At 60.1% G+C, this 20,729-nt stretch carries 26 protein-coding genes and 4 tRNA genes; 6 read left to right on the top strand and 24 right to left on the bottom strand.

The features are described from left to right. Positions 1-3: 3 nt before the first annotated feature. The 8 genes from rplK to MQE22_RS01825 form a co-directional block, all read right to left on the bottom strand. On the bottom strand, positions 4-432 hold the full coding sequence (gene rplK, locus MQE22_RS01860) for a 50S ribosomal protein L11 (RefSeq protein WP_215871771.1): 429 nt from the start codon (positions 430-432) through the stop codon (positions 4-6). Positions 433-481: 49 nt separating this feature from the next. Further along, complete coding sequence (gene nusG / locus MQE22_RS01855) at positions 482-1,015, bottom strand: transcription termination/antitermination protein NusG (protein WP_215871772.1); 534 nt, start codon at positions 1,013-1,015, stop codon at positions 482-484. Positions 1,016-1,017: 2 nt separating this feature from the next. Continuing rightward, positions 1,018-1,365: a preprotein translocase subunit SecE gene (gene secE / locus MQE22_RS01850; protein ID WP_215871773.1), complete on the bottom strand. Its 348-nt coding sequence runs from the start codon at positions 1,363-1,365 to the stop codon at positions 1,018-1,020. A 20-nt stretch (positions 1,366-1,385) separates the two neighbouring features. Beyond that, a tRNA-Trp gene (locus MQE22_RS01845) sits at positions 1,386-1,461 on the bottom strand. 68 nt (positions 1,462-1,529) lie between these two features. Next, complete coding sequence (tuf, locus tag MQE22_RS01840; RefSeq protein WP_255790039.1) at positions 1,530-2,720, bottom strand: elongation factor Tu; 1,191 nt, start codon at positions 2,718-2,720, stop codon at positions 1,530-1,532. A gap of 44 nt (positions 2,721-2,764) precedes the next feature. Further along, positions 2,765-2,840: transfer RNA gene (locus tag MQE22_RS01835), tRNA-Thr, on the bottom strand. Positions 2,841-2,846: 6 nt separating this feature from the next. Beyond that, a tRNA-Gly gene (locus tag MQE22_RS01830) sits at positions 2,847-2,920 on the bottom strand. 20 nt (positions 2,921-2,940) lie between these two features. Further along, positions 2,941-3,025, bottom strand: a tRNA-Tyr gene (locus MQE22_RS01825). 292 nt (positions 3,026-3,317) lie between these two features. Between MQE22_RS01825 and MQE22_RS01820 the strand changes: the two genes are divergently transcribed. The 3 genes from MQE22_RS01820 (at position 3,318) to MQE22_RS01810 (ending at position 6,027) form a co-directional block, all read left to right on the top strand. Then, on the top strand, positions 3,318-3,908 hold the full coding sequence (locus MQE22_RS01820) for an OmpA family protein (RefSeq protein WP_215871285.1): 591 nt from the start codon (positions 3,318-3,320) through the stop codon (positions 3,906-3,908). Positions 3,909-3,987: 79 nt separating this feature from the next. Further along, positions 3,988-5,673 carry a ubiquinone biosynthesis regulatory protein kinase UbiB gene (gene ubiB / locus MQE22_RS01815; protein ID WP_215871280.1) on the top strand — a complete coding sequence of 562 codons (1,686 nt, stop codon included), beginning with the start codon at positions 3,988-3,990 and terminating at the stop codon, positions 5,671-5,673. A gap of 9 nt (positions 5,674-5,682) precedes the next feature. Then, a complete protein-coding gene (locus tag MQE22_RS01810) occupies positions 5,683-6,027 on the top strand; it encodes a LapA family protein (RefSeq protein WP_215871279.1) in 345 nt (114 codons plus the stop codon). Positions 6,028-6,031: 4 nt separating this feature from the next. Here the strand turns inward: MQE22_RS01810 and MQE22_RS01805 are convergent, their stop codons facing one another. The 9 genes from MQE22_RS01805 to MQE22_RS01765 all read right to left on the bottom strand — a co-directional run bounded on the left by MQE22_RS01805 (position 6,032) and on the right by MQE22_RS01765 (position 13,064). Next, positions 6,032-6,583: a tetratricopeptide repeat protein gene (locus MQE22_RS01805; RefSeq protein ID WP_215871278.1), complete on the bottom strand. Its 552-nt coding sequence runs from the start codon at positions 6,581-6,583 to the stop codon at positions 6,032-6,034. 75 nt (positions 6,584-6,658) lie between these two features. Then, complete coding sequence (nusB, locus tag MQE22_RS01800; protein ID WP_255790038.1) at positions 6,659-7,120, bottom strand: transcription antitermination factor NusB; 462 nt, start codon at positions 7,118-7,120, stop codon at positions 6,659-6,661. Continuing rightward, complete coding sequence (ribH, locus tag MQE22_RS01795; RefSeq protein WP_215871277.1) at positions 7,117-7,584, bottom strand: 6,7-dimethyl-8-ribityllumazine synthase; 468 nt, start codon at positions 7,582-7,584, stop codon at positions 7,117-7,119. The genes nusB and ribH overlap by 4 nt, the downstream gene beginning before the upstream one ends. Next, positions 7,581-8,711 carry a 3,4-dihydroxy-2-butanone-4-phosphate synthase gene (ribB, locus tag MQE22_RS01790; RefSeq protein ID WP_215871276.1) on the bottom strand — a complete coding sequence of 377 codons (1,131 nt, stop codon included), beginning with the start codon at positions 8,709-8,711 and terminating at the stop codon, positions 7,581-7,583. Before ribB ends, ribH begins: the two co-directional genes overlap by 4 nt. After that, positions 8,711-9,364, bottom strand: a complete 654-nt coding sequence (locus MQE22_RS01785) for a riboflavin synthase (RefSeq protein WP_215871275.1) — start codon at positions 9,362-9,364, stop codon at positions 8,711-8,713. Before MQE22_RS01785 ends, ribB begins: the two co-directional genes overlap by 1 nt. Continuing rightward, a complete protein-coding gene (gene ribD / locus MQE22_RS01780; RefSeq protein WP_255790037.1) occupies positions 9,364-10,497 on the bottom strand; it encodes a bifunctional diaminohydroxyphosphoribosylaminopyrimidine deaminase/5-amino-6-(5-phosphoribosylamino)uracil reductase RibD in 1,134 nt (377 codons plus the stop codon). Before ribD ends, MQE22_RS01785 begins: the two co-directional genes overlap by 1 nt. Next, on the bottom strand, positions 10,466-10,951 hold the full coding sequence (nrdR, locus tag MQE22_RS01775) for a transcriptional regulator NrdR (protein WP_215871274.1): 486 nt from the start codon (positions 10,949-10,951) through the stop codon (positions 10,466-10,468). The genes ribD and nrdR overlap by 32 nt, the downstream gene beginning before the upstream one ends. A 2-nt stretch (positions 10,952-10,953) precedes the next feature. Further along, positions 10,954-12,195: a serine hydroxymethyltransferase gene (gene glyA, locus MQE22_RS01770; protein ID WP_215871273.1), complete on the bottom strand. Its 1,242-nt coding sequence runs from the start codon at positions 12,193-12,195 to the stop codon at positions 10,954-10,956. A gap of 98 nt (positions 12,196-12,293) precedes the next feature. Further along, on the bottom strand, positions 12,294-13,064 hold the full coding sequence (locus tag MQE22_RS01765; protein WP_226827088.1) for a hypothetical protein: 771 nt from the start codon (positions 13,062-13,064) through the stop codon (positions 12,294-12,296). An 88-nt stretch (positions 13,065-13,152) separates the two neighbouring features. On the opposite strand from MQE22_RS01765, the gene MQE22_RS01760 reads away from it, so the two are divergent. The 3 genes from MQE22_RS01760 to MQE22_RS01750 all read left to right on the top strand — a co-directional run bounded on the left by MQE22_RS01760 (position 13,153) and on the right by MQE22_RS01750 (position 16,227). Next, on the top strand, positions 13,153-13,707 hold the full coding sequence (locus MQE22_RS01760) for a hypothetical protein (protein ID WP_215871272.1): 555 nt from the start codon (positions 13,153-13,155) through the stop codon (positions 13,705-13,707). 64 nt (positions 13,708-13,771) lie between these two features. Further along, the gene (locus MQE22_RS01755) at positions 13,772-14,641 is read left to right on the top strand and encodes a tetratricopeptide repeat protein (protein ID WP_215871271.1); all 870 of its coding nucleotides are present in this window, start codon (positions 13,772-13,774) and stop codon (positions 14,639-14,641) included. A gap of 65 nt (positions 14,642-14,706) precedes the next feature. Then, positions 14,707-16,227 (top strand): Do family serine endopeptidase, encoded by a 1,521-nt coding sequence (locus tag MQE22_RS01750; RefSeq protein ID WP_215871270.1) that lies wholly within the window; start codon positions 14,707-14,709, stop codon positions 16,225-16,227. 2 nt (positions 16,228-16,229) lie between these two features. On the opposite strand, the gene xerD is transcribed toward MQE22_RS01750, so the two are convergent. The 7 genes from xerD to rpsP are packed head-to-tail and all read right to left on the bottom strand — an operon-like array spanning position 16,230 to position 20,682. Next, on the bottom strand, positions 16,230-17,144 hold the full coding sequence (gene xerD / locus MQE22_RS01745) for a site-specific tyrosine recombinase XerD (RefSeq protein ID WP_226827090.1): 915 nt from the start codon (positions 17,142-17,144) through the stop codon (positions 16,230-16,232). Further along, a complete protein-coding gene (locus tag MQE22_RS01740) occupies positions 17,131-17,619 on the bottom strand; it encodes a methylated-DNA--[protein]-cysteine S-methyltransferase (protein ID WP_215871268.1) in 489 nt (162 codons plus the stop codon). Before MQE22_RS01740 ends, xerD begins: the two co-directional genes overlap by 14 nt. Continuing rightward, positions 17,616-18,827, bottom strand: a complete 1,212-nt coding sequence (locus MQE22_RS01735) for a hypothetical protein (RefSeq protein WP_215871267.1) — start codon at positions 18,825-18,827, stop codon at positions 17,616-17,618. Before MQE22_RS01735 ends, MQE22_RS01740 begins: the two co-directional genes overlap by 4 nt. Further along, complete coding sequence (gene rplS, locus MQE22_RS01730; protein ID WP_215871266.1) at positions 18,827-19,171, bottom strand: 50S ribosomal protein L19; 345 nt, start codon at positions 19,169-19,171, stop codon at positions 18,827-18,829. The genes MQE22_RS01735 and rplS overlap by 1 nt, the downstream gene beginning before the upstream one ends. Before the next feature lie 11 nt (positions 19,172-19,182). Continuing rightward, positions 19,183-19,929 carry a tRNA (guanosine(37)-N1)-methyltransferase TrmD gene (trmD, locus tag MQE22_RS01725; protein WP_215871265.1) on the bottom strand — a complete coding sequence of 249 codons (747 nt, stop codon included), beginning with the start codon at positions 19,927-19,929 and terminating at the stop codon, positions 19,183-19,185. Continuing rightward, positions 19,929-20,438 carry a ribosome maturation factor RimM gene (gene rimM / locus MQE22_RS01720; RefSeq protein WP_215871264.1) on the bottom strand — a complete coding sequence of 170 codons (510 nt, stop codon included), beginning with the start codon at positions 20,436-20,438 and terminating at the stop codon, positions 19,929-19,931. The genes trmD and rimM overlap by 1 nt, the downstream gene beginning before the upstream one ends. Next, on the bottom strand, positions 20,422-20,682 hold the full coding sequence (gene rpsP, locus MQE22_RS01715) for a 30S ribosomal protein S16 (protein ID WP_215871263.1): 261 nt from the start codon (positions 20,680-20,682) through the stop codon (positions 20,422-20,424). The genes rimM and rpsP overlap by 17 nt, the downstream gene beginning before the upstream one ends. Positions 20,683-20,729: the final 47 nt, after the last annotated feature.

The following is a 20,729-nucleotide window of genomic DNA, read 5'->3' as shown; positions in this document are numbered from 1 at the left end:
CGCTTATCCCTCCACCGTCAGACCCATACTGCGGGCCGTTCCACGAATACTGCGCTTGGCCGCTTCCAGATCCTCGGTATTCAGATCCGGTAACTTGGTCTTGGCAATTTCTTCTACCTGCGCTTCCGTCACCTTACCAACCTTATTGGTATTGGGACGCCCACTACCCGACTTGAGCCCGGCAGCCTTCAGCAGCAGCACCGGCGCTGGCGGCGTCTTGACGATGAAACTGAAGCTCTTGTCGGCAAACACCGTGATGACCACCGGCAGCGGCAGTCCCGGCTCGATGCCTTGGGTTTGCGCATTGAACGCCTTGCAAAACTCCATAATGTTCAAGCCGCGCTGACCCAGAGCCGGACCAATGGGTGGACTGGGGTTGGCCTGGGTGGCCTTCACCTGGAGCTTGATATAGCCCGTAATTTTCTTTGCCATGCTGACTCCTTGAGGTACAAGCGCCGTGCGGCTCCCTCAGATGATGAAATCAGATCTTTTCGACCTGACCGAAATCCAGCTCCACCGGAGTGGAGCGTCCAAAAATGGTTACCGAGACGCGCAGCTTGCTCTTCTCGAAATTCACCTCTTCGACCACGCCATTGAAGTCCTTGAAGGGACCTTCAATGACGCGAACCTGCTCACCTGGCTCAAAAGTGAACTTGGGACGCGGTTTCTCCACCCCTTCCTTGATACGCTCGAGAATCGCGTCGGCCTCTGCTTCGGAGAGGGGATGCGGTTTACCGACACTTCCGCCTACGAACCCGGTAACCCGCGGCGTGTTTTTGACCAGATGCCAGGTCAGATCGTTCATCTCCATCTGCACCAACACATATCCCGGGTAAAACATCCGCTGGGAGGTTGCCCGCTGGCCATTGCGCATCTCTACCACTTCTTCCACCGGGACCAGGATTTCACCAAACTGATCCGCCAAACCCTCGCGCCGAGCGCGCTCACGGATCTCTGCCTGCACCCGCTTTTCGAAACTGGAAAAGGCATGTACCACATACCAACGCATTGCCATGACTAGGCGCCTCCCAAGGCAAAACGCACGACCGCTAGCAAGGCCAGATCCACCAGCCACAAAAACAGGGCGATGACAATGATCAGCCCGAGAATGACTGCGGTGCTGCGCAGCAGTTCAGGGCGGCTGGGCCACACCACCTTCCGCAGCTCTACATAGGCCTCACGGAAGAACTGCAGCAGTGTAGACGCGCCCTCACTCCAGACAAAAAAGCCTAGCGCGACCAAGAGACCCACAATCAGGGCGATACTGGGTACGTACGTGCCGAAATGGAGCGGAATCAGAAAATAGGCGAGCACTCCCAAGGCAGCAAAAAATGCCGCAGCATAGAGTTTCACTTTTTCTGACATGAATGCCGCTTCCTAAAAAATGGCAGGGCAGGAGGGGCTCGAACCCCCAACCTGCGGTTTTGGAGACCGCTGCTCTACCAGTTGAGCTACTGCCCTGCAGAAACATAGGCGGCCATATCGGCCGCCATCAATGGAGTCTAGCAAAGTAGACCCCAACCCGCGAGTTACTCGACGATCTTCGAAACGACGCCGGCGCCGACGGTACGGCCGCCTTCGCGCACCGCAAAACGCAGACCGTCTTCCATCGCGATCGGGGCGATCAGCGTGACCTTGAACTGTACGTTGTCTCCCGGCATCACCATCTCCACGCCTTCCGGCAGATCAACCGCTCCCGTCACGTCCGTGGTACGGAAGTAAAACTGCGGTCGATAGCCATTGAAAAACGGCGTGTGGCGACCACCCTCTTCCTTCGACAAGACGTACACTTCGGCTTCAAACTTGGTGTGCGGCTTGATGGTACCCGGCTTCGCCAGGACCTGCCCACGCTCCACTTCGTCCTTCTTGGTGCCGCGCAGCAAGACGCCAACATTGTCTCCCGCCTGCCCCTGATCCAGAATCTTGCGGAACATCTCGACACCCGTCACCGTGGTCTTGGTCGTCGGACGAATACCCACAATCTCGACTTCCTCACCAACCTTGACCATGCCGCGCTCAATACGCCCCGTCACTACCGTACCACGACCGGAAATACTGAAAACGTCTTCAATCGGCATCAGGAAGGTCTTGTCCACCGGACGCTCGGGCATCGGAATGTAGCTGTCCATCGCGTCCGCCAACTTGAAAATCGCCGGCTCGCCAATGTCACTCTGATCCCCTTCCAGGGCCTTCAGCGCCGAGCCAATCACCACCGGAATGTCATCACCCGGGAACTCGTACTTGGACAGCAGCTCGCGCACTTCCATCTCGACCAGTTCCAGCAACTCGGCGTCATCTACCATGTCAGCCTTGTTCAGGAATACAACGATGTACGGCACGCCCACCTGACGCGCCAACAGGATGTGCTCGCGGGTCTGCGGCATCGGGCCATCGGCAGCCGAGCAGACGAGAATCGCGCCGTCCATCTGTGCAGCGCCGGTGATCATGTTCTTGACGTAGTCGGCGTGCCCAGGGCAGTCCACATGCGCGTAGTGACGGTTCGCCGTCTCATACTCCACATGCGAGGTCGCAATCGTGATGCCGCGCGCACGCTCTTCCGGCGCGTTGTCAATCTGATCATAGGCCCGAATCTCGCCACCAAACTTCGCCGACAATACCTTCGTCAGCGCCGCCGTCAGCGTGGTCTTGCCGTGATCCACGTGACCAATCGTTCCCACGTTTACGTGCGGCTTCGTCCGCTCAAACTTTCCCTTGGACATTCAGAAGACCCTCTCCAATCAAAACCAAAAGCGACGTAACAAAATGGAGCCCACAACCGGATTTGAACCGGTGACCTCTTCCTTACCAAGGAAGTGCTCTACCGACTGAGCTATGTGGGCCAAACTTGGAGCGGGTGATGGGAATCGAACCCACACCATCAGCTTGGAAGGCTGAGGTTCTACCATTGAACTACACCCGCACGACCGAACTCGGCAAATCTGGTGGAGGGGGGAGGATTCGAACCTCCGAAGGCAGAGCCGTCAGATTTACAGTCTGATCCCTTTGACCGCTCGGGAACCCCTCCAGCGGTAGCGGCGAATTATTACTTCGTCCCCCGCCACTGTCAAGACTTTTTCAGCGCTTTAACTGATCGGGCGGACACGCATTTTGACACCGATTGATGCCTTTCCAGACTGAGGCGAGGCACACGCGCCTTGACAGCGTTGTCGAATTACAACATTCTTCCGCTTGTTGTAAAAATACCGTCGCCTTGTCCGTGGCGCGGCTCTACATTTGGTATTGAGGAGGGTATTACAATGTCGAACAATCTGCGATTGACGCTGGCGCTTTCTGTCGCTGCGGTACTGAGCTCCAGCATGGCTCTGGCTAGCACCAGCCCTTACGAGGGGTATGCGGTAACTGCCCAGGGAGCACCGGTGGTCACTGCCAAAGGTCAGTGCGTGCGCGGCGGACGACCGGACGGCGACGGGCCCGCTCCCGCCTATTGCGTGCCTCCGGTAAAGGTCGCGGCCCCAGCTCCGGCGCCCGCACCTGCACCCGCCCCAGCACCTATCGCGCCCGTCGAGCAGACAGTGCTGGTCAGCAAACCGATCACCATCACCGGAATCAACTTCAAGTTCGATTCTTACAAACTCCTTGACCATGACATCAAGGTTCTCGATGAGGTGGCCGACTTTGCCAAAAATCATCCTGACGCGGTGCTCAACGTAAATGGATACTGCAGCAAGGTAGGTACGTACGCGTACAATCTGAAGCTGTCCAAGCAACGAGCCGACAGTGTGGCGCAGTACCTGGAGAACCATGGCGTCAGCCGGAGTCGCATGGTCCTCAAGGGCCATTCCTACGATGATCCAGTTGCCACCAACGCTACCGCTCAGGGACGTTTCCTCAACCAGCGTGTAGAAATCAACAGCACGATCAAGGTCGAAAAGACCGTAACCAAATAAGAGCAGACCGCTGCTTGGTTCTGGGCCCTGCGGGGCCCTTTTTCGTCCTATTCTCTGGTAAGCATGCTAGAATCCCGCCATGCGCCAATCTTATCTCCGTTCCCTTCGCATCTTCGAGATCACTCGCGTTCTGGTTCGCTACCGACTGGATGAGTTGCTCTATTATCTGCCGTTGCTAAAGCCGTATCAGGCCATCCTCAAGCTGAACCCCGGGCGCTGGATCATGCCCAAGCCGGAGGGGAGTTTTGGTGCCCGTCTGCGCCTCGCTCTCGAAGCCCTTGGCCCGACCTTCGTCAAACTCGGACAGATGCTATCCACGCGGCGGGACTTGTTGCCGGAAGAGATCACCCGCGAGCTCGCCAGACTACAGGACGCGGTACCTCCCTTTCCATCGGCTCAAGCACGGCAGATCATTGAGCATTCTCTAAGAAAACCGGTTGCAGAACTCTTCGCCGAGATAGAGAGCGAACCCGCTGCCGCGGCATCCATTGCTCAGGTCCATTTCGGTCGCCTGCATGATGGCCGCGAAGTGGCGATCAAAATCCGCCGACCAGGTCTAAGCCGCATCATTGAACAGGATCTGGGGATTCTCGCCTGGCTGGCCGAGCTTGCCGAACGCTATTCCCAGGAAGGCAGACGTTTACGAGTGTGCGCAGTGGTTGCGGAATATGCCAAGACCCTTCGGGGCGAGCTGGATTTTCTGCGCGAAGGAGCTAATGCGAGCCAGTTGCGCCGCAACTTCATCAACGAGCCAGATCTTCTCTACATTCCAGAGGTGTATTGGGACTACTGTAGTGAAGAGGTTTTAGTAATGGAGCGCATACGTGGCATTCAGATTGGGCAACGCGACGCGCTACGGGCCGCCGGTATCGATTTTGATCAGCTGTCGCGCCGTGCCGCCGAGATCTTTTTTCGCCAGGTATTCCGTGACTCCTTCTTCCACGCCGACATGCATCCTGGCAATATCTTCATCGATCCGAGCAATGGCCGTTTCATTGCCGTTGATTTCGGCATCATGGGGAGCCTGGACGAGGCCAGCCAGCATTATCTCGCCGAGAACATGGTCGCCTTTTTCGGCCGCGACTATCGGCGCGTGGCTGAAGCCCACATCGAGGCCGGCTGGGTACCGGCAGATACCAACGTCCAGGATTTCGAAACAGCGATCCGCGCCATCGCCGAGCCAGTGTTTGAAAAGCCTTTACACGAAATTTCCGTGGCCCAACTGCTTCTGCGCCTGTTCCAGACCACCCGCCGTTTCCAGATGCAGACCCAGCCGCAACTGCTACTCTTACAGAAGACGTTGGTGAATGTGGAGGGGATTGCGCGGGACTTCAACCCCACCCTGAATATCTGGGAGGTGGCAACACCACTATTGCGCGACTGGTTGAATCGGCAGCGCGGTCCGCGGGCATGGTGGACACAATTTCGCCGGCACGCGCCGCAGTGGGGCTTGGTGTTACCTGAACTACCGGAACTGGTGCACAACCTGCTGCAAAAGGCCCAGCGTGGCGAGCTGCAAGTGCCCGTGCAGAATGAGGAACTGGAGGCTATTCGGCGGGAGTTACGGCGCGGTCTGCAGCGCCTTGCCGTGGTGACCAGTTCGGTGATCGTGGTTATGGGATTGGCCCTCATTGCCGCGGTCGAAGGGGACCTGAGTACCCTGGTGCTGGATCTTCCTATCTGGCTATGGTTGCTCAGCCTACCTTTCGTCGGCTGGGCACTAACGCGCTGGTTTCAGGCGGTCTTTGTTCGATCACAAAACTAGGAGAGGCACATGTGGATTTTCTTTTCCCTGATCATTGCCGCCTTGGCAGTGATATTTGCGGTGCAGAACAATGCCCTCAGCGCTGTTCGCTTCTTTACTTGGGAGTTTCAACAGTCGATCGGAGTGATCGTCCTGATTGCCTTCGTTGCCGGGGCGCTGGCGAGCACCATTTTTTATCTGCCGACGCATCTGCGCAATCGCTGGCGGATTCGCAAGCACGTCCGGCAGATCGGCGAGCTGGAGACGAAGCTGTTGGGTGAGCAGAACCACAGGTTGACCCTGGAGCAGGAGCTGCATAAGACGTCCGGATCGGAGCAGCGGGAGTCAGAAGACTGCCCGCCGCAGAATCTCTGATCACTTACGGGGTAACGGGGGTCTTTTCGGCGACCTGCTGGAGGTTTTTCGCCTGCCACTTCTCCAACACCGCCAGGTTCGTCTTGGCTTGCGCTACGCCCAGCCCAGCTGCCTTTGTCCACCAATAGGCGGCCTTCTGGAAATCCTGTTTGACACCGAATCCCTGATAATAGAGGTTACCGAGATTGTACTGGGCCGAAGCCACATTCTGCTCTGCTGCACGCTGCCACCATTCGGCAGCCTGCGCATAGTTCTGCGCCACTCCCTGACCAAAATAATACTGCATTCCGAGATTGTACTGTGCCTTGCCATAGCCAATCTTGGCAGCTTTTTCGAACCACTGCGCCGCCAGCGCATAATTTTGTGGCACCCCCTGGCCAAGCGCGCAGTGGGTACCGATGTCATTTTCCAGCTTGGCGGTGGTGAGCAGGGCGGGGGACGTGCTTGCCGCATCCTCCAAAGTGGCTTGTTCGGCCTGGCCAGCCCATGCCGACGCGGAGAGGATGGTGCTGGAAACCAGTACAGCAGAGATAGCTATGGACTGTGAAATCTTCATGGTACCCTCAAAAGAAAACTCCTGGAGTCAGAAGGTTACATCAGAAAGCTCATGCATGGCTATAGCTACATGACGCTACTTTTCGGCGCTGTGGGGACTGAGTTCCACGGCCCGCCAGCGGCGGGCAAGCTGGTCCAGAACGCCATTGATGAAGCGGTGCCCCTGGTCGGCGCCAAAGGCCTTATCAAGCTCGATGGCCTCATTGATGACCACCCGATAGGGGGTGTCCGGTGCAGAGTGTAATTCAAAGGCGGCGAGGCGCAGGATGGCACGCTCGATCTCGTTGACCTCATCTTCCCAGCGACGATCGCTGATGGCTTCGATGATCGCCGGGTCGAGGGCGTCTACCTGGCCGCAGAGTGCCGCCCAGATCCGATCGAAGAAGGCTATATCCGCCGCTTGCAGGCGCTCCGGATCGGCATGGAACTGTTCCGCCAGCTCCTGACAGGAGCTGGGATTGAGCTGCCATTGGTACAATGCCTGCACCAACGCCATTCGCGCCAGACGGCGCCGGCTGGGGCTACGGGGCTCGTTCACAGGTTTTTCAGCAACTGAACCATTTCCATTGCCGTGAGAGCGGCATCAAAGCCCTTGTTACCGGCCTTAGTGCCCGCTCGCTCAATGGCCTGTTCGATGCTATCCGTGGTGAGGATGCCGAAAATTACCGGTACGCCCGTCTCGAGGCCAACCTGGGCGATGCCCTTGGCCGCCTCGCCTGCGACATAGTCGAAATGGGGTGTACCACCGCGAATCACCGCCCCCAAACAAAGGACGGCGGCATATTTGCCGGAGCGCGCGAGCTTTTGCGCCAATAACGGGATCTCATAGGCTCCAGGGCTGTAGATGACCTGAATCTGTTCGTCGCTGGCGCCATGGCGTTTGAGACCGTCAATGGCACCCTGCTCCAACTGCTGCGTGATAAAACTGTTGAAGCGGGCAACCAGCAGCGCGTAGCGCTCGCCAGCGCCGACCTGCAACGTACCTTCGATGCGCTCGATCATGGGTGTTTTCCTGTTTCGAGAAAGGGAAGTTGGCCGACGATTTCGAGGCCGAAACCGCCAATGCCGCGATACTGAAACTGACTGTCACTGAGGACCAGGGCCTGATGGACGCCAAGATCGGTGAGGATCTGCGCGCCAATACCGAAGGTGCGGAGAATTTTTCCCGAGTCTCCTGCCTGTCCAGGCCCCTGCGGCCGTGCCGGCAATTCGGCAATCTGGGCAAGGAGGGTCGCGATGTCGTCGGTATGTTGCAGATATACCAGAACACCGGTCTCTTCCTGCGCCAGACGCGCCAGCGCGTGGGCCACGGGGCCTTGATCCCCGAGAAAGAGATCCGTGAGGGTCTTTCCCACCTGCACCCGCACCAAGACCGGCTTGTCGCTCTCTTCCGGCTGCCCCTTTACCAGAGCAAAGTGGGTCTCACCAGCGATCCAGTCGCGATACAGATGCAGAGTGAACGTGCCCCAGGGGCTCTGCCAGGGCCCACTACCCTCGCGCCGGACAATGCGCTCGCGCTCCAGGCGATAGCGGATCAGATCGGCAATGGTCCCAAGCTTCAGACCATGGCGCGCGGCGTAGGGCAGCAGGTCCGGTAAGCGCGCCATCTCCCCATTTTCGTTGAGAATCTCGCAGATCACGCCCGCCGGCTTGCAACCCGCCAAACGGGCGAGGTCAACAGCGGCCTCGGTGTGGCCAGCACGCACCAATACGCCGCCGGGCTGCGCCGCCAAGGGAAAGATATGCCCCGGCATGACGAGATCCTGGGGACCAGCGCCATCGGCAATGGCTGCCTGAATCGTCGTGGCACGATCGGCAGCGGAGATTCCAGTACTGACCCCACGCGCCGCCTCAATCGAGACCGTGAAGGCAGTGCCCAGCTGCGCAGTGTTGTGCCGCACCATCTGCGGGAGCTGCAGTTGTTCACAACGCTCCTGGGTCAGGGGCAGACACACCAGACCGCGGGCCTCCCGCACCATAAAGTTGATGGCCTCGGGGGTGGCATGCTCTGCCGCCAGGATCAGATCGCCTTCGTTTTCGCGGTCCTCGTCATCCATGAGGATGACCATTTTCCCAGCCCGAATATCGGCGAGAATCTCTTCCGTAGGGCTGATATGCGTGTCCGTCATCAAATGAATCCTTTCGCGGCCAGACTTGCGGCGTCGAGCCGGGATTCTACCGCGCTTTTCCCGGTCTCGGCCATGAGGCGCTCCAGATAGCGAGCGAGAAGATCGACCTCCAGATTGAGTCGTTGCCCCGGTTTCCAGAACTGGGCAGTAGTCTGCGCCAGACTGTGTGGAATAAGATTGAGTGCAAAACCATCAGGATACAGGGAATTGACGGTAAGACTGACGCCATCCACGCAGATGCTTCCTTTAGCCGCGATGTAGCGCCGCAAATCCTCGGGTACCTGCACCCGATAGACCTGGGAGCGGCCGGAGGCCTGCGCGCTGAGCAAAGTGCCAACTCCATCGACATGGCCAGCCACCAAATGCCCACCCAAACGGTCGGCAAGACGCAATGCCTTTTCCAGATTGACCTGCGCACCTAGGGCCAAAGCGCCGAGGGTGCTGCGTTCCAGGGTTTCCCGCGAGACATCGACGGCAAAACGTCCAGGCTCCAAGGCGACTGCCGTCAGACAGACGCCGGACACCGCAATGCTATCTCCCAACTGCACGTCGCTCAGATCGAGATCGCCAGCGGCAACCCAGAAGCGTTGATCACCGCCGAGGTGCTGGCGTTGCTGCAGAGTTCCCAAGGCCTGGACGATTCCGGTAAACATCAAGCCTCCTGCTGACAGAGATAGCGAAGTTTTACGTCTTGTCCCAACACCTGGCTTTCCCGAAGGCGCCAGCGCGGAATCTGCCCAAGCTCCGTGAAGGGCCCGGGCTCGGCAAAGGCGCGGGCGTCCCGCCCCAGCAAGAGGGGAGCAAAGTAGAGTAGATATTCATCGACCATTCCAGCATCGAGAAGACTGCTGGACAGCCGTCCACCCGCCTCGACCATAAGTTCGTTGACTTCTTCGGCTGCCAAAAACTGCATGAGCGCAGTAAAATCGACCCCGACTCCTGAACTTGCCGGCGGCAAAGCGACGAGGCGGGCACCAGCAGCGACCAGAGCCGGACCAGAGGCACCATCGGCATCATCTCGATGCACAATCCACGTCCTACCCGGGCTACGCAAGAGAGCGGCCGTGGGCGGGGTACGCAGGTGTCCATCGAGGACGATCTTGACCGGGTAGCGCAGGGGCGCGGATTCCAGGCGTGGGGCCAGCCGCGGATCGTCGGCCAGGACCGTACCTACGCCAACCAGGATGGCACTCGCCTGCGCCCGCTCCTGCTGCACGTCCTCCCGCGCAAGCACCCCGGTCAGCCATTGGCTCTGATCATTCGCGAGGGCAATCTTGCCGTCCAGGCTGCTGGCCTGCTTGATGCGAATCCAGGGACGACCCGTGCGCATGCGCTGGATGAAACCACGATTCAGCCACGCGGCTTCCTCTTCCAGGCAGGGCAGATCGACTTCAATGCCGGCAGCACGCAGGCGGGCAATGCCCTGACCCGCCACCAGGGGATTGGGGTCTGCCATCGCCACCACCACGCGACGTACCCCGGCGGCAATCAGGGCATCACTGCAGGGCGGTGTGCGGCCGTGATGAGAGCAGGGTTCGAGAGTAACATAGAGCGTTGCGCCGCGCGCCGACTCCCCCGCCTCGCGTAGGGCAAGGACTTCCGCATGTGGCCCACCGGCCTGCAGATGCGCTCCGCGCCCCAGCTCCCTGCCATCGCGCAGCAGAATCGCACCGACTCGTGGATTCGGGTGGGTGCTGTAGCGGCCCTCCTGCGCCAACGCCAGGGCCTCACGCATATACTGAATGTCGTTTTCGTCAATCGCCATCGTTGCTGGACTCAGCGTCATTTCCGGGATCGAGCAGGGCCTGAATCTCGCTGCTGAAAGCATGCAAATCATCAAAACGGCGGTATACCGAGGCAAAACGCACATAGGCAACCGGATCGAGCTCACGCAACGCGCTCATCACCAGATCGCCAATGCGACGGGCCGAAATCTCTCGTTCCGGATGGCTGCGAATCTGTTTCTCGATCTTACGCAGCGCAAGATCCAATTCCGCAGTAGAGACTGGGCGTTTACTCAGTGCACGCCGCAAACCGGCAAGGAGTTTCTCCTGCCGATAGGGCTCCCTGCGGCCGTCTGCCTTGACCACCATGGGAAAGGCCAGGTCGGCACGCTCATAGGTGGTGAAGCGCTGGCCGCAAACCGGACACTCCCGACGTCGCCGCACCGCTTCGCCATCATCGACAATGCGGGAATCGACGACACGGGTGTCGTCATGCGCACAAAAGGGGCAATGCACCGTCAGCCATAGACCGGGAATTTCCGGCAGAGATCCAGAATGCGAGTCTGCGCACTCCGCAGTACGGCCGAATCTTCATGGGCATCGAGGACGTCGGCAATAGCGATCCCGAGAATCTCCATTTCGCCCTCGGCAAAACCGCGGGTGGTCGCCGCCGGGGTACCGATACGAATGCCGCTAGTCACCGCCGGCGGACGGGCATCGAAAGGCACCGCATTTTTATTGACCGTGATATTGGCATGCCCCAAGGCCTCTTCCGCCTCTTTTCCGGTCACCGTCTCGCCCAGATCGAGGAGAAAGAGGTGATTATCGGTACCGCCAGAAACCGCCTGATAGCCCCGGCCCGCCAGGACGGCGGCGAGCTTCTGCGCATTGCGGATGACCTGGGTCTGATAGGTCTTGAATTCCGGCTGCAAGGCCTCCTGAAAGGCAACCGCCTTGCCGGCGATGACGTGCATCAGCGGGCCACCCTGAATGCCCGGGAAAATCAGGGAATTGACCTTTTTGGCGTACTCTTCACGGCAGAGGATCAGCCCCCCACGCGGTCCACGCAGGGTCTTATGCGTCGTCGTGGTGACGAAATCGGCATGCGGCACTGGGCTTGGATGCAACCCCGCGGCCACCAGGCCGGCAATGTGCGCCATGTCGACCAGAAGGTAGGCGCCAATACTGCGGGCAATCTCGCCGATCCGCGCAAAGTCGATGATGCGTGAGTAGGCGCTGGCCCCCGCAACGATCATTTTCGGGCGTTCCTGCTCGGCTTGTGCCGCCATGGCGTCGTAATCGATGCGTCCATCCTCACGGCGCACGCCATAGGCAACCACGTCGAAGACCTTTCCCGACAGATTCACCTTGGCGCCGTGGGTGAGATGACCGCCGTGGGCAAGGCTCATGCCCATGATCTTGTCACCCGGCTTGAGCACCGAAAAATACACGGCCTGATTGGCCTGCGAGCCGGAGTGCGGCTGCACATTGGCATGTTCGGCGCCAAACAGCTGCCTGGCCCGATCGATGGCCAGCTGCTCCACCACGTCGACATACTCACAGCCGCCATAGTACCGCTTGCCGGGATAGCCCTCGGCATACTTGTTGGTGAGCACCGAGCCTTGCGCCGCCATCACCATCGGACTCGTATAGTTTTCCGAGGCAATCAATTCGACATGATCTTCCTGCCGCACGCGCTCGTGCTCCATGGCCGCTGCCAGAGCGGGGTCAAAATCGGCGACTGTTTGGGAAGAAAACATGGGGGGCTCCTGCGTCTATCAATTTTCCAGGCGGAACAGTAGCAAGGCGAGCAGCATTCCCTCAAGCGCAAAATCTGCTGCCTGGCCATGAAGAAGATTCAACTGGCGCGCACTTTCTGCGGTTGCGCCTGCAATACCGGCAGCTGTACCGATCTGCCCGCACGCTTGCGCCGCGGCCGCTGCTTGTTGGCAAAGATGTCTTCATACGCGACATGGACGATGGGAGGCCCGAGTACCCAGACCAAAAGCGCCAGCCATACTTGCGCCGGCAACGGCAGAATGACGCTGGCAACCAGGAGTATGGCCCATAAAGCAATGAGCGGATCACGCAACTCCTGACGAAACAGCAGTGCAAGCGTCGTTTCGACTTCCGCCTCCAGCCAGCCATGCCCCTTGTGCAGCGCTAGGGCCACACCAAAGAAAGCCGGGGAAAACCAGAAATACGGGGTCAGGGCGAAATCGGTGAGGCGCTCACTGAAGCCCATCCACCAACCCCAGAACCCCGGTTCCTGACCCAGCTGCCAGTTGCCCTGCGCACCGCTCAACAGCTCCCCGAGAAGTACCGTTTCGCGGCCAAATTCGAAAAGCAGACCAAACAGCGTCAACACCATTCCCCACAACACCGCCACACTGAGGGCGTGGCGGATTTGCGCACCGGTATATTCCTGCCCGTCACAGCGCCCAGCCAGGTACAATCCGCCCAGGAGTCCGAGGGGGGCAAAACCGTACATGAACCAGAAGGGCAACGGCAGGGCGGTGAGAGCCAAAGGCACCAGCAGGTAGCGCGCCCAGCGCCCGGGATGCTCGCGGACGATGTCGACGCCGCCGTGCACCCAACTTTCCATTCGCTGCAGCCATTTTTTGGCCAAAACCATCCCTCCGCTACCGCCGTCTTTTGACATTCTAGTGAAGGCAGGATACAAACTCAAAGAAATTGGTGATCTTGGGAACACGCCGGTGCCGGAACTTCCAGCCTTTCGCGAACAGGTACGCAGGGCGCACGCGCAACTTATTCATCAGGTCGTTGCCGTCTGTCAGAACGCCGATCGACGGCCAGCACTGGCGGACAGTCTGCGCGCAGCCAGCGCCAACGGTTGGCAAGAGCTCGTCACGCGCCTGGAACGAATCCTGGCGGGCGAGAGGGATGCGACACTGTTGCTCGGTCTGGACGACGAAGACCGCATTGTCGTCGAGAGCGTCCTGCAGGGTCTGCAGGATCCCCTCTCTCTCCCGTCCCCCGGCACCCAGGCCGATCCGAGCTTCGCCGCTCCCGGGATTGCCGGAATCGTCGTCGCTGCCCAGCGGGGCGATATCCAGGCCCTGCAATGGCTCGGGCAGATGGCCGGCCAGATGCAGCGGGCTGGGGGCGAGATGGCAAAGTTGGGCGCCTGTCTGGGACCATTATCCCAAGGAAAAACCGACGTGGAGCGTCTGGGCAAAGGACTGGGCGCCAGCACCCGCGGCCTGCTGCAGCAGATCGTCGAGGAAATGCACAAGCTGCAGGCCCAGTGACGCGCTCACGGCAACAAAGTATCGTGTAGTCATGTTCAGAATCCGAAGAGCAGGAGTGGAGTAGATGGCGTCTGGTTCCCACGTGATTGACGTAAACCTGGGCAACTTCAGTGAGGCCGTGGAAGCCGAATCCTTTCGTCGCCCGGTCGTGGTGGATTTCTGGGCTCCCTGGTGCGGCCCCTGCCGCGCCCTGGGTCCGGTTCTGGAGCGCTTGGCCGACGAGATGCAGGGAGTATTTTTACTCGCGAAGATCAACTCGGATGAAAATCCCGAGCTCTCTCGGCAGTATTCCGTTCGGGGAATCCCGGCGGTCAAAGCCTTTCGTGATGGCAAGGTCGTCGACGAGTTTGCCGGCGCCCTGCCCGAGTCCGCCGTTCGTCAGTTCCTCGACAAGATGTTGCCCAAGGTCGGCGACGAGCAGCGCAAGGCGGGGCTTGAAGCCCTCGCAGGCGGCGACACCGAGGCCGCCGAGCAGGCCTTTCGCGCCGCCCTCGAGCAAGATGCCCGCAATGATGAGGCCCGCCTGGAGCTTGCGCGTCTTTTGCTCGGTCGTGGCGATCACGACGCCGCCGAGCTCGAATTGGCTGCTCTAAGTCCCGCCTTCCAGGTGCGGGAGGACGTCGAGGCGCTGCGGGCACTACTGGAATTTTCGGCAGAACTGCGCGATGCGCCGTCCAGCGCGGAAATCGCGCGGCGCTTGCAGGAAAGCAGTGGTGATGAGCAGGCGCAGGCCATGTACCAACATGCGCTGCGCGAGCTGTTGCAAGGTCATGAGCAGGCAGCACTGGAGCAACTCGTCGAGATGGTGCAGGCGCATCGAAAATATCGCGACGACCTTGCCCGTAAGACCCTCCTGAAGATTTTTCTCGTACTGGGCAAGGAACATCCCTTGGTCAACGAATATCGCAGCAAACTGGCGCGGGCACTCTATTGAGCCTGTTCTCTGGCGGATGCTCTCCGTCGCACCGCCCTGGCGGGTACCCCAAGGAGTAAGACCGAATGTCCGGCCCCATTTCCCGTTTCTCGCAACGTCGTGCCATCCTCTCAGCGTTCACTCTGGCCCTGCTTGCCTCTGGTTGTGCGCAAGCGCAGGTGAGTAGCGAAAAGCCAGCTGGCAGCCAGGCAGCGCCGGCTGCTGCGGTCACGCAAAGTACTCCCCTGCGGCCCCTGGTGAATCTTCCTGATTTCACTCCCCTCATCGACCGTTATGGCCCAACGGTGGTAAATATCAGCACGACCTCCGAACAGACGATTCCCGGGGCCGGCAATCCCTTCCCGCCAGACTCGCCTTTCTACCGCTTTTTTGAGCATTTTGGCGCACCCAATAGTCAGTCCAAGCAGCCTCCGCAGGAGAAGGTCGAATCTCTCGGCTCCGGCTTCATCCTGAGCAGCGATGGCTACATCGTCACTGCCGCCCATGTCGTGCGTCACGCCAAGCACATCATTGTCACCCTCGCCGATCACCACGCCTATCCGGCCAAACTCGTCGGCTTGTCGGTGCGCTACGATACCGCCCTGTTGAAGATCGACGCCAACAGTTTGCCCACCGCACCCATAGGCAACTCGAGCGATCTCAAGGTGGGACAATGGATACTCGCGGTCGGTACCCCCTTCGGTTTCTCCAACTCTGTCACTCAGGGCGTGGTCAGTGCCCTGGATCGACCACTACCGGACGATGAGTACATTCCTTTCATCCAGAGTGACGTGCCTATCAATCCCGGCAACTCTGGCGGTCCCCTTTTCAATATGTATGGTCAGGTCGTGGGCATCAATGATCAGATCTACACCAACAACGGTGGCTACATGGGCTTGTCTTTCTCCATCCCCATCAATACGGTGATGTCGGTGGTAGAGGATCTCAAGGCACATCGCGCTATTCAGTTTGGCTATCTCGGTGTCGAGGTCCAGAGTGTGACACCAGACATGGCCGAAGCACTGCATCTCAATGAACCCGTGGGCGCCCTCGTCGCCTCGGTCGAGCCGGACAGTCCCGCGGCACGTGCGGGCCTGCGTGCCGGCGATGTCATCGTCACCTTCGCGGGCAAGCCGGTCTACAGTGTCGGCCAACTGCCCTTGCTGGTAGGCACGAAAAAGCCTGGAACTCGGGTAGAAATTGGTATCTTACGACACGGCAAAGCGGTGAATCTGCCGATCACCGTCGGCGCCTTGCCCAGCCCGCAGAAAGCCAGCGATCTGGAGAGCAGTCCGACACCAAATCCTGGCGTGCTCAAAATCGAACGGCTGGGCATCTCCACCAAACCGCTGCCTGCCAAAGTAAAACAAGAGCTGGGAATCAATCAGGGCGTAGCGGTAGTGGACGTACACGAAGGGGCGGCGGCCGAAGCCGGCGTGCAGCCGGGGATGATCATCGAACAGTTTGATCAGCAGGTGGTCCAGAGCCCGCAGCAGCTGCAACGTCTGGTTGCAGCGACTCCTGCAGACAAACCGGTTCCGGTACTGGTCCGACAAGGAAAATCGAGTATTTTCATTGTCCTGCGCCTACCCAAAAAAGGCGGCTGAAACTAGCCGCGCGGGTGGTGCGCGGCGTGCAGGGCCTGGAGCCGTGCCTGGGCAATGTGCGTGTAGATTTCCGTCGTACTGAGCTGGGCATGTCCCAGCATCAACTGTACGCTGCGCAGGTCAGCGCCGTGATCGAGCAAATGGGTGGCAAAGGCGTGGCGCAGACTGTGGGGAGAGAGCCGGCAGCGGATGCCAGCAATCCTGCCATAGTGTCGGATTAGCTGCCAGAAACGTTGCCGGGTCATAGGCGCTGCCCGCTGGCTGAGAAACAGGGCAGCTTGGGCACCCTGCTGCAAGAGCTCGGGGCGAGCGCGCCGCAAATAATCGACAAGCAGGTCCTGGGCCCGCTCGCCAATGGGCACCAAGCGTTCCTTACGTCCCTTGCCGAAGGTCTTCAGCACCCCGGCTGCTATGTCTATCTGTGATAACTGCAGGGTCACCAACTCCGATACCCGCAGACCGGTCGCGTAGAGCAGCTCCAGCATGGCCGCATCCCGCAGACCCAGGGGATGGCTTTGATCCGGTGCGGCAAGCAGCGCCTCGATCTCGGACTCCGTTGGCACCTCCGGCAAGTGCCGTCCCAAACGGGGCGAGCTGAGGTCCAGACTGGGATCGCGGCGGATCCAGCCCTCACGCAGGGCATGGGCGTAAAAGCTTCGTAGACTGGAGAGCTGCCGCCGCACGCTGCGCAGGGCCGCACCAGCGCTCAGGCGAGTGGCGAGAAAACCTGCCAGGTCGGCGTGCTCTGCCTGACGTAAACGCATCTCGCGCGGCTGCAGATACCGGAACAAGCTGTCAAGATCCTGGCGGTAGGCCTGCAGCGTATTGGCACTCAGGTTTTTCTCCAGCCACAAGGCATCGAGAAATTGGTGAACATCCTCGTCCAGCCCCCCTGCAGGGTTCTTAGGCTTGTCCATGCCACACCCCCTCGTGCTGAAGAAGAAGTTTTTTGTAGCTGAGCGCTGCCCCCTCCCGCTCGCCCGCATAGCCGCCAAGACCGTCCTTGGCGAGTACCCGATGGCAGGGGATGAGGATGGCGATGGGATTGCGACGGCATGCCTGGCCAACCGCGCGGGGTGTGTTCTGCAAACGGCTGGCGAGTTCACCATAACTGCGGATCTGGCCCAGAGGAATCTCCTGCAGGGCACGGCAAACCTGCTGCTGAAACGGCGTGCCGAGTACCCGCAACAAAAGCCGCCTGCGGCATCGTTCATAGGCCTCGAAGTCGCCTGCCGCATAGGCTACCAGCGCCTGCGCAACCGGATGATCGGCGGGGAGATCGGGCAACTCTTCGACTTGTCCGAAAACGGGACTCAGGCCAATCAATGCAGCGTCACAAAATTCCAGGGTCAGCGTGCCGATCGACGCGACGCTGTAGCGCCACCGGCTCACGATTCCGGGTACAGGCGCAGAAAAACCAAGGGATGAATCCATAATAGCGGTCCGGCGAGTTCCTGGGTAGCCCTTTGCGTCTCCTGCCAATGTGCCCAGAAGTCTGTCGCGGGCTCGGCAGCTACGCTGAGATATTGCTCGGCCCGCCGACGATACCAGGTTGCCAAGGTCTCGCTGCCGAGGGCTTGCACCTGGAGAATGCGCTGCCAGTCCTCACGGAAGGTTTGCGGCGTAAGCTCCTCGGACAGAGCATGGCGGAAAGCTGCGAGTTCAGCATATCCCGGCCAGTCTTGCTGCGCCTCCCAACCGGCGAAGCGAAACAGATCAGCAGCCGCACTGAACAGTATGCGGCGACAACGACGCAAGCTACGGTGGGGCATCTGGAGTATCGCCGCCAACCACAGGTAGATCTCTCCCAGTTCACGCAGTTGGGCGCTCGCCGGATATTCCAGAATCATCAGGCCCAGCGCCAGAAAAAGCTGACGCAATGCGGCAATCGGTTGGTCCCCCATACCGCGAAGATGCTCCATATAGGCACCCAGATCACGCTCGCGCAGACTCTGCAAGAGCGCCTTGCCACTATCCGCGCGCCGCTCCGCCCGCCCCTCGGGAACCACCACCGCACAAGCCTCGGGCAGGCCCCAATGTTGCTGCAATGCAGCCAGGGTAAGCGCGACAAAATCTTCCGCAGACACGACGGCAGCGAGCTGTGCCCAGGCATGGAAGAGACTGCTGCGCAGCCCATGGGCGAAACCATCTTCTGCGACCCGCAGGCGCAGACGATCGATGATCAGGTGCCGAGCCTTGACATCTTCGGCCATGCTGCGCAACAGCGGCAACAGGCGTTTCTCGTCCCGTTTTTCGACGGCCTCGGCCAGGATATCGAGTTCCATGTCGATCGGTAGGGGGGCATCGGGTGTTATCTGTAGCCATTCGGCGGGAACCGGCGCGCCCGTCGCCATCGTCGACCAAGCCCGCGCGACCAGATGGCCAGGCAGGGAATTCGCGGCAATGGTCACGCTGAGTCGCGCCATCCAGCAGCGACTGAGATGCAGATCGGCCTGCCCCCGAGACAGAGGCAGGCCCTCCCGCAAAAAAGCTGACTGCAAGGGCAGACGCGCAGCAGCGTCTGCCCAGATGCGATCCTGCTCTGGTGTCGCAGCCATCCGCCATTGCTCCAGCAAGGCGGTAGACTGCAAGGCGGTCATCAGCCGAGCTTTTCGCGGATGCGCGCGGCCTTACCAGAGAGATCACGCAGATAGTAGAGTTTAGCGCGCCGGACATCGCCGCGACGCTTCACTTCTACCTTGGCAACCAGCGGGGAGTGCATCGGGAAAACGCGCTCGACGCCTTCGCCACTGGAAATTTTGCGCACCGTGAAGGACGAGTGGGCACCCCGGTTACGCCGGGCGATACACAGACCCTCGAATACCTGAACCCGCTCGCGCTCGCCTTCCTTCACGCGAACATGCACCGCTACGGTGTCACCGGCGATGAAGTCGGGGATCTCGTTCTTGGCCTCTGCCAGATTGATTTCATCAATGATATTCACAGCACTTCTCCTTACACCCTGCCACTTTCATCCGCGCTCTCTGCTTCCTGCAGACAACGTATATCCTCAACCGACAACTGGCGCCGCACCCAGAGGTCCGGGCGCCGCGCCCTGGTTCGCAACAGCGACTGTCCCCGACGCCAGCGCGCAATCCGCGCATGATCACCCGACAACAAAACCGCAGGCACTCCCACTCCTTCCCATTGCTCGGGTCGGGTGTAATGCGGACAATCCAGCAGGTCCGCCGCCGCAAAACTATCCTCCTGCGCCGAAGCCTCATGGCCGAGGAAGCCGGGCAGAAGGCGCGCCGTTGCCTCCATCAGCACCAGTGCCGGCAACTCCCCGCCGGCGAGGACATAATCCCCCAGCGACCACTCCTCATCGACCTGCGCCATGACGCGCTCATCGATGCCCTCATAGCGCCCGGCTAGGAGGATCATCCCCGCGCGGTGGCTGAAGCGCTGGCAATCCGCCTGCCGCAGGGGCCGCCCCTGAGGCGATAGATACGCCACCGGTGCCTCCGGATTCTCCCGCCGCGCACGAGCGATGGCCGCCAACAGCGGCGGCGCCATCATCAGCATCCCCGGACCACCGCCAAAGGGGCGGTCGTCCACCCGCTGATGCGGAAGATCACTGAAATCCCGAGGATTCCAGACCTGCAGTGCGAGCAAACCGCGCTGCCGACCGCGGGCCAAAACTCCCGCCTGAAAATATCCTTCTATCAGCTCTGGAAAAATGCTGATGACATCAAAACGCATCACCAGTCCTTTTCCCAGTCAAGCACGATACGACGTTGTACTGCATCCACCTGCACATCCGCTGTCCACGGGATCAGGGTTTCCGCACCTTGCTCGTCCTGCACCACGAGAACATCGTTGGCGCCAGTCTCCAACAGGTTTTTCACCTGCCCGAGCCGCTGCCCGGTATGGTTGATCACCTGCATACCGATCAAGTCTCGCCAGTAATATTCGCCTTCCGGTAGCAGCGGCAGCTCTTCGGCAGGAACCGTAATTTCTTGCCCGATCAGTGCCCGCGCCGCTTCGCGATCCTGGACTCCGCGCAGCTGCGCAATCACGGCTCCGGCCTGCAGCCCACCGGAGAGCACAGCGACCGGGCGGTGCTCTACACCCAGATACCAGAGGGCATGATCCAAAATGCCCTCACGCTCCTCGGTATAGGAAAAGACCTTGACAGCGCCGCGGACACCATAGAGGCCGGAAATGCGCCCCAGGGGCACCCATTCCGCGGTTTCAGGCGGCGTTGACACCCGTCTTGCTCACGCCCTCGGCCTTGAGGAAGCGCGCCACGGTATCCGAAGGCTGCGCGCCCTGGGCCAGCCAGTAGGCAGCACGTTCCTTGTCGAGCCGGAGCTCCGACGGATTACTGACGGGATTGTAAAAACCCAAACGCTCGATGAAGCGTCCGTCACGCCGCGCCCGACTATCCGCCACCACGATGTGGTAGAAGGGCCGCTTCTTGGCGCCACCCCGAGCCATCCGAATCACTACCATGTCCGTTCCTCACAAAAGTACAATACCGCAACCCGCGCGGCGGGAAA

Source organism: Acidithiobacillus sp. YTS05 (genome assembly GCF_024396695.1).
Classification (GTDB): Bacteria; Pseudomonadota; Gammaproteobacteria; order Acidithiobacillales; family Acidithiobacillaceae; genus Igneacidithiobacillus; species Igneacidithiobacillus copahuensis.
Note: the sequence above shows the minus strand (reverse complement) of the source record. Positions and strands in the feature narration are given on the sequence as shown.